Consider the following 17,515-nt stretch of genomic DNA (forward strand, 5'->3'; position numbering starts at 1 on the left):
CCCCCCCCCCCCCCCCCCCCCCCCCCCCCCCCCCGCCCCCCCCACCCCCCCCCCCCCCCCCCCCCCCCCCCCCCCCCCCCCCCCCCCCCCCCCCCCCCCCCCCCCCCCCGCCCGGTGGCGGTCGGTGGGTCGGCGGTGGGCGCCGCCGGCAGCGCGAGCGCGGCGCCGGCGGCCGGCGCGGAGGTCTCCACCGGCGTGGGCGGCTGGGGCGGCTGCGGGACGGGGACGGCCGAGGCCGCCGGGGACGGCGCCTGCGGTACGGCGGCGGGCGCCGTCCCGCGCACCGGCTCGGCCGGCACCGGCATGACGGTCGTCTCCGACTCGCGCCGGGGCTCCTTGGCCGGCGTCTTCGCCGCGCCCGTGCCGACGGGCACCTCCATCACGTACGCGCTGCCCTGCCCGGGCACCTCATGGGTCTGGAGCACACCGCCGTGCTTCTCGACGATGCCGCGCGCGACCGGCACGTGCACCGGGTTGTCGCCCGCGTGCGGACCGCGCACCTCGATGCGCACGGAGTCACCGCGCTGCGCCGCCGCCACGACGATGGTGGAGTCGACGCCGCCGACCACGACGGGAACGTTGCCGACCGCGTCGACACCCGCCACGTCCACGATCAGGTGGGACAGCGCCTGCGCCATCCGCTCGGCGTCCACGGTCGCCTCGATCGGCGGCGCGTGCACCGCGTACTGGGCCCGCCCGGGCCCGATCAGCTCGCTGGCCGCCTCGACGCCCGCCGCCACGATCTTGTCCATCGAGGTCGTCTCGCGCCGCAGCTTCTCCTCGCCCCGGTCGAGCCGCTGGAAGGACAGGACGCTGTCGATGAGCGTGGTGATCCGCGCGTAGCCCGCGGTGAGGTGGTGCAGGATCTGGTTGGCCTCCGGCCACAGCTGCCCGGCCGGGTCGTTGGCCAGCCCGGCGAGCTCGGCCCGCAGTTCGTCCAACGGCCCGCGCAGGGCGTCGCCGAGCAGCGACTGCAGTTGCGCGTTGCGCGCGGCGAGCGCGTCGAAGCGCGTGCGGTCGGTGAAGGTCATCACCGCGCCGACCAGCTGGTCGCCCTCCCGCACCGGCGCCGTGATCAGGTCGACCGAGACCGAGCGCCCGTCCTTGCGCCAGAGCACCTGGCCGCGGACCCGGTGCTTCAGCCCGGAGCGCAGCGTCTGGGAGAGCGGCGTCTCCTCGGCCGGGAGCGGGCTGCCGTCCGGCCGGGAGTGGTGCACCAGCGGGTGCAGTTCCTGCCCGCCGAGGTCGGTGGCCCGGAAGCCCAGGATCTGCGCGGCCGAGGGGTTGACCAAGACGATCTTGCCATCGGTGTCGACGCCGATCACGCCCTCGCTGGCGGCGCGCAGGATCATCTCGGTCTGGCGCTGCTGGCGGGCGAGTTCGGCCTCGGTGTCCAGCGTCCCGGTGAGGTCCCGGACGACCAGCATCAGCAACTCGTCGCCGGTGTAGCTGTAGGTCTCGGCGAAGGGCGTGCGGGCGTCGTCGAGGTTCGCGCTCGTGACCTCGACCGGGATCTCACTGCCGTCGGTCCGCCGGGCGACCATCCGGGTCGGCTTGGTGCGGCCCGCGTCGTCGTCGGGGCGGCGCATCGAACCGGGGATGCGGCGCGCGTCGAACGTCGGCAGGAGGTCGAGCAGGCCGCGTCCCACGAGGGCGGTGCCGGGCGACTCGAAGGTCTCCAGGGCGATGGAATTGGCGTTGACGACCGTCCCGTTGGCGTTCACCAGAAGCAGGGCGTCGGGGAGCGCGTCGAGTATTGCCGCGAGGCGAGCAGCGCCTCGGGATGGCCTGCTGCTCACGAGACGCGTCCTCCCTGAAAACCGCACTTGCCGCCGCGCCACCACCCGCGAAGGGGGCATCCACCGGTGGTGGCCCATCTTGCCGCCGACCGGGGGGCATGTCACTAGAGCGAGTGTACGGGCAGCGGTTGGCCGTGAGGCTCCGGATACCCATGTCCCGTACGCGTGAGTAGTGTTCGTGGCCGAGCCGTGCGGATGTGGTGTCGGTCACCCCTTCGGTCACACGCCCCGGCCGGCGGGCCCGTCGTGCGCCGGGGGCACCGGGAGCACCGGGGCCATCCGCCGCCAGCGGGCCGTCTCGCAGCCGTTGCTGCGGTCGTAGCGGGCGTCCACGGGCCGGCCTCGCCAGTTCCCGTGGACCGTCGCCCGCTGCGGGCCGCTGTAGATCATCGTGCACATCGTGCCCTCGGGCGAGGGCCCCACCGGACCGTCCAGCCGCTCCAGGCGGGCGCACGCCTCCGACGCGTCGGGGTGGGTCCCGCCGACGGGGGCGCAGCGCAGGTCGTACTCCGACACGTGGCCCGCCCCGTCGTCCACGACCACCCGCAGCACGTCGGGCGGCCCCCCGGGGCCGGAAGGGCAGGCCAGGGCCGGCACGGCCACCGTCAGCGGCAGGCCGAGCGCGAGCGCGGCGGTCATGGGCACACGAGCCAATCGCATGCTCCGTCCCTACCTGACCGCCGCCACCCGCGCCCGCCAACCCACCCGATCGTGGGCGCGCCGCCCCGGCGTCCGCCGCAACGCCTTTGCCCTGGCCGCACACGGCCTAGTAATCTGGTCAGCGATTGGTCCCAGCCCACCGGGCTGTGCCATCATCTGCACACACCCGCTCACGCGGGCACACCAGGAGGCGTCGCCTAGTCCGGTCTATGGCGCCGCACTGCTAATGCGGTTTGGGCTTTACCGTCCATCGAGGGTTCAAATCCCTCCGCCTCCGCTCCACAGAAGCCCCGGCCCCCGGCCGGGGCTTCTGCCGTTCCCGGGACCCCTGCTGAGCCACCCTTCCAGCATTTCCGCAGGTCAGAGGGGGTGCGGCTAATGGATTTCACGTCACGGCGCGGGTCATGTAATGTTGTTCCCGCAAAGCCGACCGGCAAGAAAAAAGCCGGGAAGCCAAGCACTCGTAGCTCAACGGATAGAGCATCTGACTACGGATCAGAAGGTTGCAGGTTCGAATCCTGCCGAGTGCACAGCAGACCAGAGGCCCCGGAGTGATCCGGGGCCTCTGGCGTTGGGTACCCCGGGGTGGCACGTCGCTCACTTCCCGGTCCCCGGGACCAGGGGTGTGGCGAGGGCGGGTGCGGCTCCGGGGCTGGTGGTGTTCGGCGGGCCCGCGGAGGTGGTCGGCCCATCGGGCGGGGCAGGCCAGGCACGCTGCCGCGCACGTCGGCCCGGCCGCTGCCATGGAGATCGAGGCTGATACTCCAGCCGTAGTTCGTGATCTTCATGTCTGGTTCGCGGCTTGTCGGCGGTAATGGCTGGCCTTGGCTCGGGCCTGATGTCGGCGTCGCCAGGCGGACCAGCTGAGCCGGTGGGGCGCATCGCGCACGGGTTGGACGACGAGCGTCGTGAACAGTCGCTGGATCTCGTTGCAGGTGAGCGGGATGAGCCCATTCGGGGCGGGATGGCAGGCGTGTTCGTCGGCGCGGATGACGGCGAGCATGGCCACGGTCACCCAGCGGGACCACGAGGTGAAGCGGCGGACCTGGTGCTCGTCCAGTCCGGCCAGGCCCTTTCCGGCCTGGAAGGTCTCCTCCACCCGCCATCTTGATCCGGCAACCCGCACCAGCGCAGCCAGGGGCACCGGGGCGGGCGACCAGCGGCGGTAGTAGGCGAGTTCACCGGTGGTGCGGTTGCGGCGGATCAGCAGCCGGTGGCTGCCGGGTCGGGGTTCGGCCAGGTCGATGACGGCCCAGTCGTAGAAGCGGTGCCCTTTGGCGGCCCCCGCCGACAAGCTCTGCCAGGCTCGCTTCGGCACTTTCGCTGCCAGGGCGTCCGCGCGGAACCTCCCCGCCCCGGTGTGACTTCAGCCGAGCAGGCGACGGCGAGCACGTAGCCGACCCCGCGCTCTTCCAGTGTGGACCGCAGTTTCGGGTTGCCGCCGTAGACCTAATACTGCAACCGCATGTGGCGTGACGGAGTGCCGTGTTGGTCGTTGGGCTGACTGTGTGATGAATCGCTGACGGTCGCGCAGATCGAGGACTGGTCCGAGGGGATAGCCGGTCTTCACGCCCGGTTTGCGGGCCGTTTTGGCAGGTCGGAGCCGCGTGAGAGGTGTGGCGTCTGCCTGTTCGCCTTGGGGGAAGTGAATATGCCTTTGGCAATTCCGGTGAGCGGCGTAGGTGCAGTGGACCCGGTGTGGACCACAGCCCCCGTGAGTCGTTCGGTGCCAGCACGCTTGACCCGCTCCTGGTGTGCTGTGGCCGAGGTGGGGTGCCCGAGCGGCCGAAGGGAACGGTCTTGAAAACGGTCGTGGCAGGCGACGCCAACCCTCAGGGCTGACGGCAACGACGGCACACAGGGGCTATTGATCACGACGCTCGGCGATCAGCCGGGCGGGCGGCGGAGCCCTCGCCCAACAGCCCGCCTGAGCCTGCGGATCAGAAGGTTGCAGGTTCGAATCCTGGCGAGTGCACAGCAGATCAGAGGCCCCCGGGATCACCCGGGGGCCTCTGTCGTTGGGTACCCCGGGGCGGCGCGCCGCACAGTGGCCGTCCTCGGGGCCAGGGGTGCGGCGAGGGCGGGTTGCGGCGCTGGGGCTGGTGGTGTTCGGCGGGCCCGCGGAGGTGGTCGGCCCATCGGGCGGGGCAGGCCGGGCCCGCTGCGCCGCACGTCGGCCCGGCCGCTGCCGTGGAGATCGCGGCGGCTAGGGTGTGCGCTGTCAGGACCGGGTTACAACAAGGAGGGGTGTCAGGATGGCGGACATCGAGGCGGCCAAGAAGGCGTTCGCGCGGTTTGACGCCGACGGGGACGGACTCATCACGGCGAGCGAGTACGCGAGCGCGATGGCGCAGCTCGGGGACTTCAACGTGACCGCCAGCATGGCGCAGAGCCTCATCGCGGCCGTGGACGGCAACGGCGACGGCAAGATCTCGTGGGACGAGTTCTGGACTGCCCAGCAGTCCTGACGACGGGCTCCAAGCCCTCGTCCGCGCAGCGGAGCCGCAGGGCGCGTGGGGGACGTCGTCGGCTGCCCGCGGACTGCCGCGGGCAGCGGAGGGTGACGCGGGCCGCGGGCCGCGGGGCGCCGTGACGGCGGACGGGCGGCCGGTGCGCGGGCGTTGCCCGGCGCCCGGCCCCCGTGGTGGGTCGGGCGCCTCGCGCGGCGGCGTCGCGCTGGCGCCCGCGGCTGTCTACGGTCGGTCGCCCCGGGCGGACGCTCAGGGGCCGGTGAGCTCGAGCACCGCGGCCAGCCGGCGCCATTCCTCGCGCGGCAGTCCGGACCGGTCCTCACCCGAGGGCAGTACCTGGACGGCGACGTGGTCGGCGCCCGCGTCGAGGTAGGCGTCGATCCGCTGCCGCACCCGCTCCTCGTCGCCCCAGCCGAAGAGCGCGTCGACCAAGCGGTCGCTGCCCCCGCCGGCGAGGTCGTCCTCGCCGAAGCCCAGACGCAGCCAGTTGTCGGTGTAGTTCGACAACTGCAGGTAGAACGACAGCATCTCCCGGGCGGTCTCGCGGGCCCGGTCCGGATCGCGCTCCAGCACGACCGTGAACTCCGGGGCCAGCAGGGGTCCCTCGCCCAGCGTGGCGCGTGCCTGTGCGGTGTGCTCGACGGTGACCAGATACGGATGCGCGCCCGCGGAGCGGTCCCGCGAGAGTTCCAGCATCTTCGGGCCGAGCGCGGCCAGCACCCGGTTCCCGGCCGGCGACCCGGCGGCGTCCAGCGCGTCGAGGTAGTGGGTCATCGCGGTGTAGGGGCGCTGGTACTGCTCGATGAAACGCGCGTGGCTGACGCCCAGGCCCAGGAGGAAGCGCCCGGGGTGGGCGGCCTCGAGCGCGGCCTGGCGGGCGGCGGTGTCCTCGGGCCCGTACTGCCAGATGTTGAGGATGCCGGTGGCGACGCTGATCGAGGAGGTGGCCGCGATCAGCGGGGCCGCGTGCTCGACGCCGCTGCTGCCGCCGATCCACAGTGCCCCGTACCCGAGCTCCTCCAGTTCGGCCGCGGTCTCGGCGAGTTCGGCCGCATGCGCGGGGTCAGGGTCCTGCAGCCCGGCGTTCCACAGGCCGTAGCGTCCGATCGCTGGCGTCTGGCTGTCGCTCATGGGTGTTCTCCCGTCACGAAGTATGGTGGAAATACGACTGGTTCGGTCCTGTGCCAAAGCCCCATCCTTGGCACCCGCATTCCCCGCGCGGTGGCGCGTCAGCGGTGTCCGCCGCGACGCGGCGGGCGGTGCGAAGAGCGACTGCCCGGCGGCCGCCGCTCCCTCCTCGCGCGGTACGGCTACTCCTTCGGGGCCAGTCGCGCCGGGAAGCCGCCCGTGGCGATCGGGCCCCAGCGCTCGGGGGTCACCCGCACCAGGGACTTGCCCTGCCTGAGCATGGCGGCGCGGTACTCGTCCCAGTCCGGGTGCTCGCCCGCGATGTTGCGGTAGTACTCCACCAGCGGCTCGACCGCGTCGGGGGAGTCGATGACCTCGGCGGTGCCGTCGATCTGCACCCAGGGGCCGTCCCACTCGTCGGACAGGACGATCAGCGAGGCCCTCGGATCACGGCGGGCGTTGCGGACCTTGGCCCGCTCGGGGTAGGTCGAGACGACCAGGCGCCCCGCGTCGTCGACCCCGCAGGTGACGGGGGAGCCCTGGGGGCGGCCGTCGGCGCGGGTGGTCAGCAGCAGGGCGCGGTGGCGCGGTCGTACGAATTCCAGCAGCTGGTCGAGGTGGACGCTGGTGTTGGTCGCGATGTTGGCAGCCATGGACGGCAGCCTATGCGCCCCGCGGCTACCCGGTGGGGAGGGCCTCCCCCTGGGCGGCCTGGATGTCGAGGGTGATCCTCAGGGTCGTCCCCATGGTGGCGATGCCGGCCCGGACGACCTGGTTCCAGTTCATCGCGAACTCTTCGCGGCGCAGTTCGGCCGTCGCGCGGAAGGCGGCGCGCACGCCGCCCCAGGGGTCCGGCCCGGTGCCCAGGTAGGCCAGGTCCAGGTCGACGGGACGGGTGACGCCGCGCATCGTCAGTTCCCCGTGCACGGTCCACCGGTCGCCGGCGGCCTGCTCCAGTGCGGTGCTGCGGTAGGTGACGGTCGGGTGCTCCGCGACGTCGAGGAAGTCGGCGGAGCGCAGGTGCTCGTCGCGGGTGCCGTTGCCCGTGTCGATCGAGGCGGCGTCGATCACCGCCTCGACGGACGAGGCCAGGGGCTGCCGCGCGACGTCGATCCGGCCGGCGAAGCTCGTGAAGCGGCCGTGCACGCTGGACAGGCCCAGGTGCTGGGCGACCGCGCCGACCTCGGAGTGCGCCGGGTCGATCGTCCACGGCCCGGGCGGCGGCAGTTCGAGGCCGCCCGCGCGGGCCAGCAGCAGGGTGCCCAGGTCCGCCGAACCGGAGGCGGTCACCAGCGCCGTCGCGGCGGCCGGGCGGTATCCCACGGCGGTCACGATCACGGTGTACGCCCCGGGGGCAGCGTCGCGGTGCGCACGGCGCCCTCGGTGTCCGCGGGCTCCCGCGCGATCTGCTGCCCGGTCATGTCGGTGACGGTGACCACGGCGTGCGGCACCGCCCAGCCGTCCTTCGTCCGGATCCGCCCGCGCAGCCCTGCTCCTGCCGTCGTGTCCATGTCCCTCGCTGTCCCTCGCTCGCCTGCGGTGCGTTCGCGTTCGCGCCGACCCCGGTAGGCCGGTCGGTCGGTCCGGTCCGGACGGCCCCGGCCGTCCCCAGCCCCGGCGTCCGGAGCGGATCCGCCTTCTCCCGGCTGCCGGCCCCCGCCTCCTCGGGGCGCGGGGACCGGCCGCCGGCTCACCCCTCGGGGTGGTGCAGCTCGACGTCGAAGCCGCTCTCGTGGCCGGCCGCGGCGCCGTTGCCGACGGTCACCTGGGTGGCCACCGGCGGATAGCCGCTGGCGACCAGCGAGTACTCGCCGGCGTCGAGGTCGCCGAAGGCGTACGCCCCGTCGGCACCCGTGGTGGCGGTCGCCACCACGTTCCCGGCGGCGTCGATCAGGGTGACTCGGGCCTCCGTCAGCGGCGTCCGCGCCATCCCGCCGAGCACGGTGCCGTGCAGCCGCGCTCCCGGGCGGAGCGGGACCTCGACGTGGGTGGGGCCGTTGCCCGCGACCTCGACCGGCAGCGCGGCAGGCCGGTAGCCGTTGGCGTTGACGGCCAGGGTGAAGTCGCCGGCCGGCAGGTCCGCGAAGCCGAAGGCGCCGTCGGCGCCGGTGCCGGCGGTGGCCAGGACCTCACCGCGGACGTCGGTCACCACGACCATGGCCTCCGCGACGGGGATGCCGGTGGCCTCGGCGACCACCGTGCCGGTGAGGCCGCTGGTGCCGGCCAGGACGACGTCGTACGGGACGGGCTCCGCGCCGACCACCACGGTGGACGCCTGCGGCTGGTGCCCGTCGGCGGCGGCGATGAGCACGTACGAGCCGGCGCCGGGCGCGGGCAGCTCGTAGCCGCCGTCCGCGCCGGTGGAGGCGCGGCCGAGCTGCCGGCCGGTGAGGGATATCAGGGTGAGCGTGGCCCGCTCGACGCCCGCGCCGTCCACGTCGCGCACCTGACCGCGGAGCGCGGGGCCCGCGGCGGGCAGGGGAACCGCCTGCGCGGCGGTGGCGACCGCCTCGGCGGTCGTGGCGGTCTCGGCGGCGGTTTCGTCCGCGGGGCCCGCCTGGGCCGGTATGACCGCCTGCTGCGGGGGCTGCGAGGCGTTGCCGGGGACACCGGCCGCCTGCTGCAGGCCGCTCGCGGTCCTCAGCGGCACTTCCTTGATGAAGAGCACCAGCAGCAGCGCGACGAACGCCACCGGGGCGGCGGCCAGGAAGACGTCGCCGGCGCCGTGGCCGTATGCCTGCTCCACGACGTGCCGGATCGGCGCGGGCAGAGTGCCCAGGTCCGGGATGGAGCCGTCGGACTCACCGGTGGACGTCAGGCCCAGGACGGTCAGACCGTCGCTGACGTAGTGCGTCACGCGGTTGCCGAGCACCGCGCCGAGCGCGGAGACGCCGATCGCGCCACCGAGGGTGCGGAAGAAGGTGACGACGGAGCTGGCGGCGCCGAGGTCGGCGGCGCCGACCTGGTTCTGCACCGCGAGCACCAGGTTCTGCAGCGTCATGCCGACGCCGAGGCCCAGCAGCGCCATGTAGATCGCCAGGTGCCAGTACGGGGTGTCGGAGCGCATCGAGCCCAGCGTGGCGAGGCCGCCGGTGAGCAGCACGCCGCCGGAGACCAGGAACGCCTTCCAGCGGCCGGTGCGGGTGATGACCTGGCCGGAGACGGTGGAGGCGAGGAACAGCCCGCCGATCATCGGGATGGTCATGACGCCGGACGACGTCGGCGTCTCGCCGCGCGCCAGCTGGAAGTACTGGCTGAGGAAGACCGTGCCGGCGAACATCCCGGTGCCGACGAACATCGAGGCGGCCGAGGTCAGGCTGATGGTCTTGTTGCGGAACAGCCGCAGCGGCATGATCGGCTCGCTCGCCCGGGACTCGACCAGGACGAAGAGCAGGACGAGCAGCAGCGCGCCCGCGGTCATGACGTAGGTCTGCCAGGAGAGCCAGGCGTACTTGTCGCCGGCGAAGGTGACCCAGACCAGCAGCAGGCTGACGGCGGCGGTGACGAAGAAGGCACCCGCCCAGTCGACCTTGACCTGGCGCTTGACGACCGGCAGGTGCAGGGTCTTCTGCAGCACGATCAGGGCGATGATCGCGAAGGGCACGCCGACGTAGAAGCACCAGCGCCAGCCGAGCCAGTCGGTGTCGACGATGACGCCGCCGAGCAGGGGGCCGCCGACGGTGCCGAGGGCGAAGGCCGCGCCGAGGTAGCCGCTGTAGCGGCCCCGCTCGCGCGGGGAGATCATCGCGGCCATGATGACCTGGGTCAGCGCGCTGAGACCGCCGGCGCCGACGCCCTGGACGATGCGGCAGACGATGAGCATCCCGGCGTTCTGCGACAGGCCGGCGACCAGCGAGCCCACCACGTAGATCACCAGAGCCAGCTGGACCAGCAGCTTCTTGCTGAACAGGTCGGAGAGCTTGCCCCACACCGGGGTCGTGGCGGTGGTGGTGAGCAGGGCGGCGGTCACGACCCAGGTGTAGGCGCTCTGCCCGCCGTGCAGATCGGTGATGATCCTCGGCAGGGCGTTGGAGACGATCGTGGACGACAGGATCGCCACGAACAGGCCGAGGATCAGCCCGGTGAGGGCCTCCATGATCTGCCGGTGCGACATGGGGGCCGCGTGTCCTGTGTGGGCATCGCTCCCCCGCACACCGGTGGGTGGTGCGGTTGTTGCCATGGTCGTCCTCTTCATGTCGTGGAAGGTGTACGGGGGCCGCAGTCGGCGGCGAAGTCGCTGCGCAGCCGGTCCATCAGCCGGGAGAACTCGGCGACGTCCTCGTCCGGCCAGTCCCTCAGCCGGTGGGCCAGCGCCTCGGCGACCCGTACCTGTGCGGCGCGCAGCATGTCCGCGCCGCCGGGGGTCAGGCGCAGCAGCCGCGACCGCTTGTCGTAGGGGTCGGGCAGCCGGTCGATCCAGCCGAGCTCGGCGAGGTGGGCCACATGCCTGCTGGTGACGGACATGTCGACCTCCAGCAGCTCGGCCAGCCGGCTCATCCGCAGCTCGCCGAGGCGGCTGATCACCGAGAGCACGCCGAGGGATGCCGGCGGGCACTGCGGCGGGCAGGCGCGGCTGAGTTCCCGGATGACCACCGGGATCACGCGCAGCCGGCTCGCGAGCTCCGCGAACTCCTCCTGCGTCGCCATGGCGCCTCGCTTTCCGAGCTTGTTGGTTGCCTCAAGCAACCATAAAAATGTTTGGTTGTTGCAGGCAAGTTATTAGGGTAAAAACCTGCACAAGGAACGACCCGCCTCCGGTCAAGGGAGGCGGGTCGCCGGGGAGAGTCGCAGCTCAGGCAGACGCGGCCGTCAGCAGCTCGAGCTCCGCCGCGGTGAGTTCCAGGGTCACGGAGGCCAGCAGCGCGGACAGCTGCTGCGGCGTGCGGGCGCTGGCGATCGGTGCGGCGACGGTCGGCCGGGACCGCAGCCAGGCCAGCGCGACGCTCGCCGGCTCGACGCCGTGCGCTCCGGCGACCTCGTCCAGGGCGGCCAGGACCCGCGGTCCGCGCTCGGACTCCAGGTAGACCCTCGCGCCCTCCGCCCGGGCGCTGTCCACCGCGACGCCGGGCCGGTACTTGCCGGTGAGGAAGCCCCGTGCCAGGCCGAAGTACGGCACGGAGGCGAGGCCGTGCGCCTGGACGACCTCGCGCAGCGGGCCCTCGTACTGCTCCCGCTCCACCAGGTTGTAGTGCTGCTGCAGCGCCACGTACGCCGCCAGCCCCTCGCGCTCGGCGAACTCCAGGGAGGCCGCCAGCCGCTCGGGGCTGATGTTGGAGGCCGCGACGTGGCGGACCTTGCCCTCGCGCACCAGCTCGTCCAGGGCGGTGACGATCTCCTCGACCGGGGTCTCGAGGTCGTCGAAGTGCGTGTAGTAGAGGTCGATCCGGTCGGTGCCCAGCCGGCGCAGCGACTCCTCCGCGGCGGCCTTGATCGTCGCTGCCTTCAGGCCCTTGAACGCGGGGTGCGAGCCGACCTTGGTCGCGATGACGATGTCGTCGCGGCGGCCGCGCTTGGCGAGCCAGGAACCGATCACGGTCTCGGACTCGCCCCCGGTGTGGCCGGGTACCCAGGCCGAGTACACGTCCGCGGTGTCGACGAAGTTGCCGCCGGCCTCCCTATAGGCGTCGAGCACGTCGAAGGAGGTCGCCTCGTCCGCGGTCCAGCCGAAGACATTGCCGCCGAGGCAGAGCGGGAATACGTCGAGAGTAGAGTTTCCGATGAGTGCCATGCGGTCTTGGACACGGGCCAGACGGGGGGTATTCCCTGTTTGCTCACCTTTTACGGGGCGGACCGCATCCGGGGGACGGGCTGGGGGTGACCCGCGCGACCTGACTTCGCTAGGGTCCTGCACCATGACTACCCCTGACAACAACTACGACCCGGCCGGCAGCACCCAGATGTTCCGCGCCTTCGTCGACGAGGAGCCCGCCCAGGCCCAGGCCGCGGGCGGCAACAAGACCGGCCTGATCGTCGGCGTCATCGCGGCCGTCGTCGTGATCGCCGCCGTGGTCTGGTTCGCGGTCGCCTGACCGGCGCGCCCCGTCCATCGACACCGGGCGCCGGCTGTCGCCGGTCCGCGGCGGCCGCCGCGCACCCGTCCTCGGCGGTCGGCCTCGGTGGTCCGGCTACACAGGTCCGGACCTCACGGCGGTCAGCGCGTACCGGCCCGAGGCGGGCCCGGGAAGCGGAAAGCCGACGGCCGCCGAGGCGGCGGCGAAGGCGCGCCCCGGCGGCCGGTGAACGCACCGTCAGGCCCGTGAACTGACGAACGACCAGGAAGAACCGTCCGGTCCGGCCGGGGCCGGACCCCGTGCCTACTGCTCGGCCGTCAGACCCTCGCGCAGCTGGGCCAGGGTCCGGGTCAGCAGCCGGGAGACGTGCATCTGGGAGATGCCGACCTCCTCGCCGATCTGCGACTGCGTCATGTTGGCGAAGAAGCGGAGCATGATGATTTGCCGCTCCCGCGCGGGCAGCTGGGCCAGCAGCGGCTTGAGCGACTCGCGGTACTCCACGCCCTCCAGCGCGGTGTCCTCGTAGCCCAGCCGGTCGGCCAGCGAGCCCTCGCCGCCGTCGTCCTCCGGGGGCGGGGAGTCCAGCGAGCTGGCGGTGTACGCGTTCCCGACCGCGAGGCCGTCGACCACGTCCTCCTCGGAGACGCCGAGCGCCGCCGCGAGTTCGGAGACGGTGGGCGAGCGGTCCAGCCGCTGGGCGAGCTCGTCACTGGTCTTGGTCAGCGCCAGTCGCAGCTCCTGCAGCCGTCGCGGCACCCGCACCGACCACGAGGTGTCGCGGAAGAAGCGCTTCACCTCGCCGACGATGGTCGGCATCGCGAAGGTGGGGAACTCCACGCCGCGGTTGCAGTCGAAGCGGTCGATCGCCTTGATCAGCCCGATCGTGCCGACCTGGACGATGTCCTCCATCGGCTCGTTGCGGCTGCGGAAGCGGGCCGCGGCGTAGCGCACGAGCGGCAGGTTGAGCTCGATGAGAGTGTCCCGCACATACGCGCGCTCCGGGCTGTCGTCCGGCAGCTCGGCGAGCCGCAGGAACAGCGAGCGGGAGAGCGTGCGGGTGTCGACGCTCGTGTCGATGGCCTCGATCGTGCTGTCGACGGCGGCGCTGTCGACGGCGGTGCCGACGGTGTCGATGGCCTTGCCGTCAGGAGCATCGTGCGGCGCGTCGGTGTTCAGCACCTTCGGACTGCCCACTTCTACGGACATGCCACCCCCTTGAGGTCGCGGACGGGTGTCGCGGGCGACGGTTCGTTCCTCCACTGGAATACCGGAGGCCGGACCACGACAAACGCGGTTCCCGCAGAATGTCACATGTCGGCAACGCGCTGTAGCGCCATGTCGACTTATTTCTCAGGGGGTGGGTACTCCGCAAGGGTTACGATTCGAGCTGGTTTGCGGATCGGAGTCGGGCGAAGCTGCGCGAGAGCAGTCGCGACACATGCATCTGCGAAACCCCGAGTTCCGCACTGATCTGCGATTGCGTCAGATTCCCGAAGTAGCGGAGCAGCAGGATCCGCCGCTCCCGCTCGGGCAGCTGGACCAGCAGGTGCCGCACCAGGTCCCGGTGCTCCACGCCGGTCAGGGCCGGGTCCTCGTAGCCGAGCCGGTCCAGCAGCCCGGGCGCACCGTCGCCGCCCTCCTGCGCCGCCTCCAGGGATGTGGCGTGGTAGGCCCGGCCGGCCTCGAGGCAGGCCAGCACCTCGTCCTCGGAGAGCTTCAGCCGGTCGGCGATCTCCGGCGTGGTGGGGGTGCGCCCATGGGCCACCGTCAGGTCCTCGATGGCGCCGCTGACCTGGACCCACAGCTCGTGCAGCCGGCGCGGGACGTGGACGGTGCGGACGTTGTCCCTGAAGTAACGTTTGATCTCCCCCACGACGGTCGGCATCGCGAACGTCGGGAACTGCACCCCGCGTTCCGGATCGAAGCGGTCGATGGCGTTGATCAGCCCGATCGTGCCGACCTGGACGACGTCCTCCATCGGCTCGTTGCGGCTGCGGAAGCGGGCGGCCGCGTAGCGCACCAGCGGCAGGTTGACCTCGATGAGGGCGGCCCGGACCCGGGTGTGCTCCGGGGTGCCCGGCTCCAGCCCCGACAACTGCTCGAACAGCACCTGCGTCAGTGCCCGCGCCTCCACCGCGTTGCTGTTGGTGCTTCTCTCGCGGTTGCCGCCGCCCGTCGCCGTACCGGTCCCGCTGCCGTCTGTGGAGGTCGATGGTGGCGCGGGTCGGGCCGACACGGACATGCCACTCCTCATCGGTCCACTCATCCGGCAAAAGCGGTCATAGCATCACAATTCATGTGGACTGTGTGCAAGCGAGGCGCGGCCCTCAGACAAAAAGCCCTCCGCCCGGCGGGCGAAGGGCTGTGGGGCGGCAGCGGGCCCGGAGGGCCGCCGCGAGAGATCACTCGAACACGTAGTCGGCGACCACCCAGGTGGAGAACTCGCGCCACAGTGCCACCCCAGCCTGGTGTGCGGGGTGCTCCAGGTACGCCGTGAGCGCCTCGGCGTCCGCGACCGAGGAGTTGATGGCGAAGTCGTAGGCGATCGGACGCTCCGAGATGTTCCAGCCCAGTTCCCAGGAGGCCAGCTCCGGGATCTGCTCGCCGAGACGCTCGAAGGCCTCGACGCCCGCCGCGACCCGGGGGTCGTCGCGCTCGACGCCCTCGTCGAGCCTGAAAAGGACCAGGTGGCGTATCACGGTGCTGTGCTCCTCGCCGGCTTCGGCCGGTCAGTTGACCAGCGCGGTCATGAACTCCCCGACGCCCTTTGCGGCGTCCGATATGCCCTGGAAGCCTATCTGCACGAGATCGGCTGCGCGGGACGGCGACGTCACGATCGTGTAGAGCACGAAAGCCACGATGACGTACGTGGTGATCTTCTTCGCCTGCGCCATGGCTGGAGTGTATCCACCGGATGGCCCCGTCAGACCGGGTCGGGCAAGCCCTCCTTGAGGCTCTTCGCCGGCACTGCGCCGACCCGTGTGTGACGCTCGCCACAGCGCTCCCGAAAGGCCGGAAAAGCCGAAGCGCCCGGTCGGTGAGAACCGGGCGCTTCGGCTTTGTCGTGCGCAGCGGTAGCGGTGGGATTTGAACCCACGGAGGAGTTGCCCCCTCACACGCTTTCGAGGCGTGCTCCTTAGGCCGCTCGGACACGCTACCGAGAGAGAGCTTAGCGGACGTCCGGGGGTGCTCCGAAATCCTTTGACCGGAAGAAGCGGGTGATCAGCTCACCGCACTCGTCGGCGAGCACCCCGTGGATCACTTCCGGGCGGTGGTTGAGCCGGCGGTCGCGGACGAGGTCCCACAGGGAGCCCGCCGCACCGGCCTTCTCGTCGACCGCGCCGTAGACGACGCGGTCGAGGCGGGAGGCGACGACGGCCCCCGCGCACATCGTGCAGGGCTCCAGCGTGACCACCAGCGTGCAGCCGGTCAGCCGCCACTCCCCGAGCGCCTTCGCGGCCGCGCGCACGGCGAGCACCTCCGCGTGGGCGGTCGGGTCGCCGACCGCCTCGCGTTCGTTGCGGCCCCGGCCGATGACCGTGCCCTGCGGGGACAGCACGACCGCGCCCACCGGCACGTCGCCGGTGCGGGGGGCGAGCCGGGCCTCCTCGAGGGCGAGCCGCATCGCGGGGAGCCACGGGTCGCGCAGCGGGTCCGTCCCGGTCAGCGGACCGCCTCCAGCACGTCGGCGCAGCCCAGCGAGTCGGCGATCTCCCCGAGGGCCTCCCCGGTCAGCGCGCCGTCGCCGCTGAGGGCCAGCAGCTCCTTGTCGCTCATGCCGAGGTCCGCGAGGAGCTCGCAGTCCCCGAGCGGGCCCACGGGCACCTGCACCTCCGTGGGGCCGGGCACCACGTCGTCGTCGAGGTCGTCGGGATCACCCTCCTCGGTGCCGTCGAGGTCGACGATGTCGTCCAGGTCCTCCGGGTCCCGGCCCAGCAGCTCGTCGGTGAGCAGGATCTCCCCGTACGAGCTCCGTGCCGCCGCGGCGGCGTCGGAGACGTAGATCCGCGGGTCCTCCTCACCGTCGACGCGGACGACGCCGAACCAGGCGTCCTCCTGTTCGATGAAGACCAGGACCGTATCCTCCCCGGCTGAAGCCGCCCGGGCCAAGTCGGTCAGGTCGCCGAGGGTTTCCACATCGTCGAGATCGGTCTCGCGCGCTTCCCAACCGTCCTCGGTGCGCGCGAGCAGTGCGGCGAAGTACACCGTGACTCTCCCACAGGTCTCAGGCCGTCCGGACTTACGGGCGGGGAGCCGGATGATCCGGCGCAGGTCCCGCCCACACTCGGCATCGTGGCAGAAACCTCGGCTTTGCGAAGGGTCTTCCGCGCGTGCCGCGTGCCAGGCCTTCCGGCTTTTTTCCGCGCGCGGCCTGCGCGGACCCCGCGGGCGCCCGCCGGGCGGGGCGTTGTGCCGACCAGGGGACTACCAGCGGAACGTCCGCATCCGCAGCTGCCGGCGCGCGCGTTCCGCGCGTGCCCGGCGCGGCTGGACGCGGTCGCGAAGTTTCCTGGCCTCGTCCAGCTCGCGCAGGAACACCGCGCGCCGCAGTCCGCGGTCGGCGTCCTGCTCCGCCCGCGCACGGGCGTCGCCCGCGCCGTCCCCGCCGCCGGTTCCGTCTGCTCCGTCTGCGCCGTTCGCGCCGTCGCCGCCGCGCTCCGCCATGGGGCACCACCCCCCGAAGGTCCGTACGCCCAGCCGGGGCGGACCCGGGCGTACGGGCACGCATTCCCCCTCCCGGGTGGTTCGAAGCCTGACCGGTCGCACCGGCCGGACGGCCCGGGGCGGCGGGCCGAAGGCTAGAGTCGTGGACATGCGGATCCACGTCGTCGACCACCCCCTGGTGGCCCACAAACTCACCACCCTGCGCGACGAGCGCACCGACTCGCCGACCTTCCGTCGGCTGGCCGACGAGCTAGTCACCCTGCTCGCCTACGAGGCGACCCGTGACGTGCGCACCGAGCAGGTGGACATCAGCACGCCCGTCGCGGACACCACGGGTGTGCGCCTGTCCCACCCGCGTCCGCTGGTCGTGCCGATCCTGCGGGCCGGCCTCGGGATGCTGGAGGGCCTGGTGCGCCTGCTGCCGACCGCGGAGGTCGGCTTCCTCGGCATGATCCGCGACGAGGAGACCCTGGAGGCCAAGACCTACGCCACGCGCATGCCGGACGACCTGTCCGGGCGGCAGGTGTACGTCCTGGACCCGATGCTGGCCACCGGCGGCACACTGATCGCGGCGATCGACCTGCTGATCGAGCGGGGCGCCGACGACGTGACGGCCGTGGTGCTGCTCGCCTCCCCGGAGGGCGTCGAGGCGATGGAGCGCGCGCTGGCGGGCAAGCCGGTCACCGTGGTGACCGCGGCGGTCGACGACCACCTCAACGAGCAGGGCTACATCGTCCCCGGCCTCGGCGACGCGGGCGACCGCCTCTACGGCACGGCCGGC

General features: G+C 72.3%; 17 protein-coding genes, 3 tRNA genes and 2 pseudogenes. 5 read left to right on the forward strand and 17 right to left on the reverse strand.

Annotation, left to right across the window (positions count from 1 at the left end; all coding sequences use genetic code 11):
• Both ACRWND_RS27770 and ACRWND_RS27775 read right to left on the reverse strand, forming a co-directional pair.
• The coding region (locus ACRWND_RS27770; RefSeq protein ID WP_431954185.1) for a PAS domain-containing protein at positions 1-1,799 on the reverse strand (1,799 nt) is incomplete at its 3' end.
• A 219-nt stretch (positions 1,800-2,018) separates the two neighbouring features.
• Positions 2,019-2,459 carry an SSI family serine proteinase inhibitor gene (locus ACRWND_RS27775; RefSeq protein ID WP_431954187.1) on the reverse strand — a complete coding sequence of 147 codons (441 nt, stop codon included), beginning with the start codon at positions 2,457-2,459 and terminating at the stop codon, positions 2,019-2,021.
• A gap of 186 nt (positions 2,460-2,645) precedes the next feature.
• Between ACRWND_RS27775 and ACRWND_RS27780 the strand changes: the two genes are divergently transcribed.
• Together ACRWND_RS27780 and ACRWND_RS27785 are read left to right on the forward strand one after the other, a co-directional pair.
• A tRNA-Ser gene (locus ACRWND_RS27780) sits at positions 2,646-2,736 on the forward strand.
• A 180-nt stretch (positions 2,737-2,916) separates the two neighbouring features.
• Positions 2,917-2,989, forward strand: a tRNA-Arg gene (locus ACRWND_RS27785).
• A gap of 254 nt (positions 2,990-3,243) precedes the next feature.
• Here ACRWND_RS27785 and ACRWND_RS27790 read toward each other — a convergent pair.
• A pseudogene (locus tag ACRWND_RS27790) lies at positions 3,244-3,908 on the reverse strand (IS701 family transposase); the annotation flags it as partial.
• An 806-nt stretch (positions 3,909-4,714) separates the two neighbouring features.
• Here ACRWND_RS27790 and ACRWND_RS27795 point away from each other — a divergent pair.
• Positions 4,715-4,927: an EF-hand domain-containing protein gene (locus tag ACRWND_RS27795; protein WP_431954189.1), complete on the forward strand. Its 213-nt coding sequence runs from the start codon at positions 4,715-4,717 to the stop codon at positions 4,925-4,927.
• 252 nt (positions 4,928-5,179) lie between these two features.
• On the opposite strand, the gene ACRWND_RS27800 is transcribed toward ACRWND_RS27795, so the two are convergent.
• The 6 genes and pseudogenes from ACRWND_RS27800 to ACRWND_RS27825 form a co-directional block, all read right to left on the reverse strand.
• Positions 5,180-6,061, reverse strand: coding sequence for an LLM class F420-dependent oxidoreductase (locus ACRWND_RS27800; protein WP_431954191.1), 882 nt, complete (start codon positions 6,059-6,061; stop codon positions 5,180-5,182).
• Between the two features lie 179 nt (positions 6,062-6,240).
• Positions 6,241-6,711 carry a PPOX class F420-dependent oxidoreductase gene (locus tag ACRWND_RS27805; RefSeq protein ID WP_431954193.1) on the reverse strand — a complete coding sequence of 157 codons (471 nt, stop codon included), beginning with the start codon at positions 6,709-6,711 and terminating at the stop codon, positions 6,241-6,243.
• 25 nt (positions 6,712-6,736) lie between these two features.
• Positions 6,737-7,569, reverse strand: a pseudogene (locus ACRWND_RS27810) (YceI family protein).
• A 179-nt stretch (positions 7,570-7,748) separates the two neighbouring features.
• Positions 7,749-10,238: an MFS transporter gene (locus ACRWND_RS27815; RefSeq protein WP_431954195.1), complete on the reverse strand. Its 2,490-nt coding sequence runs from the start codon at positions 10,236-10,238 to the stop codon at positions 7,749-7,751.
• Positions 10,239-10,249: 11 nt separating this feature from the next.
• Positions 10,250-10,705 (reverse strand): MarR family winged helix-turn-helix transcriptional regulator, encoded by a 456-nt coding sequence (locus ACRWND_RS27820; RefSeq protein WP_431954197.1) that lies wholly within the window; start codon positions 10,703-10,705, stop codon positions 10,250-10,252.
• Positions 10,706-10,850: 145 nt separating this feature from the next.
• Entirely contained in the window at positions 10,851-11,786 is a 936-nt protein-coding gene (locus ACRWND_RS27825) for an aldo/keto reductase (RefSeq protein WP_431954199.1), read from the reverse strand.
• A 124-nt stretch (positions 11,787-11,910) separates the two neighbouring features.
• On the opposite strand from ACRWND_RS27825, the gene ACRWND_RS27830 reads away from it, so the two are divergent.
• Complete coding sequence (locus tag ACRWND_RS27830; protein ID WP_431954201.1) at positions 11,911-12,087, forward strand: hypothetical protein; 177 nt, start codon at positions 11,911-11,913, stop codon at positions 12,085-12,087.
• Between the two features lie 285 nt (positions 12,088-12,372).
• Here the strand turns inward: ACRWND_RS27830 and ACRWND_RS27835 are convergent, their stop codons facing one another.
• From ACRWND_RS27835 to ACRWND_RS27870, 8 genes are all read right to left on the reverse strand, one after another.
• Positions 12,373-13,275, reverse strand: a complete 903-nt coding sequence (locus tag ACRWND_RS27835) for an RNA polymerase sigma factor SigF (RefSeq protein WP_431954203.1) — start codon at positions 13,273-13,275, stop codon at positions 12,373-12,375.
• A 169-nt stretch (positions 13,276-13,444) separates the two neighbouring features.
• On the reverse strand, positions 13,445-14,311 hold the full coding sequence (locus tag ACRWND_RS27840; RefSeq protein WP_431954205.1) for an RNA polymerase sigma factor SigF: 867 nt from the start codon (positions 14,309-14,311) through the stop codon (positions 13,445-13,447).
• A gap of 160 nt (positions 14,312-14,471) precedes the next feature.
• Positions 14,472-14,768, reverse strand: coding sequence for a Dabb family protein (locus tag ACRWND_RS27845; protein WP_431954207.1), 297 nt, complete (start codon positions 14,766-14,768; stop codon positions 14,472-14,474).
• Between the two features lie 30 nt (positions 14,769-14,798).
• Positions 14,799-14,963 carry a hypothetical protein gene (locus ACRWND_RS27850; protein ID WP_431954209.1) on the reverse strand — a complete coding sequence of 55 codons (165 nt, stop codon included), beginning with the start codon at positions 14,961-14,963 and terminating at the stop codon, positions 14,799-14,801.
• Positions 14,964-15,141: 178 nt separating this feature from the next.
• Positions 15,142-15,228 (reverse strand) — tRNA-Ser (locus ACRWND_RS27855).
• A gap of 10 nt (positions 15,229-15,238) precedes the next feature.
• Positions 15,239-15,694, reverse strand: coding sequence for a tRNA adenosine(34) deaminase TadA (gene tadA / locus ACRWND_RS27860; protein WP_431954211.1), 456 nt, complete (start codon positions 15,692-15,694; stop codon positions 15,239-15,241).
• 38 nt (positions 15,695-15,732) lie between these two features.
• Positions 15,733-16,275, reverse strand: coding sequence for a tRNA adenosine deaminase-associated protein (locus ACRWND_RS27865; RefSeq protein ID WP_431954213.1), 543 nt, complete (start codon positions 16,273-16,275; stop codon positions 15,733-15,735).
• A 219-nt stretch (positions 16,276-16,494) separates the two neighbouring features.
• Complete coding sequence (locus ACRWND_RS27870; RefSeq protein ID WP_431954215.1) at positions 16,495-16,734, reverse strand: hypothetical protein; 240 nt, start codon at positions 16,732-16,734, stop codon at positions 16,495-16,497.
• A 148-nt stretch (positions 16,735-16,882) separates the two neighbouring features.
• On the opposite strand from ACRWND_RS27870, the gene upp reads away from it, so the two are divergent.
• Positions 16,883-17,515 (forward strand): uracil phosphoribosyltransferase (upp, locus tag ACRWND_RS27875; protein ID WP_431954217.1); only part of this gene is annotated, 633 nt, incomplete at its 3' end.

It is taken from the genome of Actinacidiphila sp. bgisy167, assembly GCF_965342175.1.
In the GTDB taxonomy this organism is placed as follows: Bacteria; Actinomycetota; Actinomycetes; order Streptomycetales; family Streptomycetaceae; genus Actinacidiphila.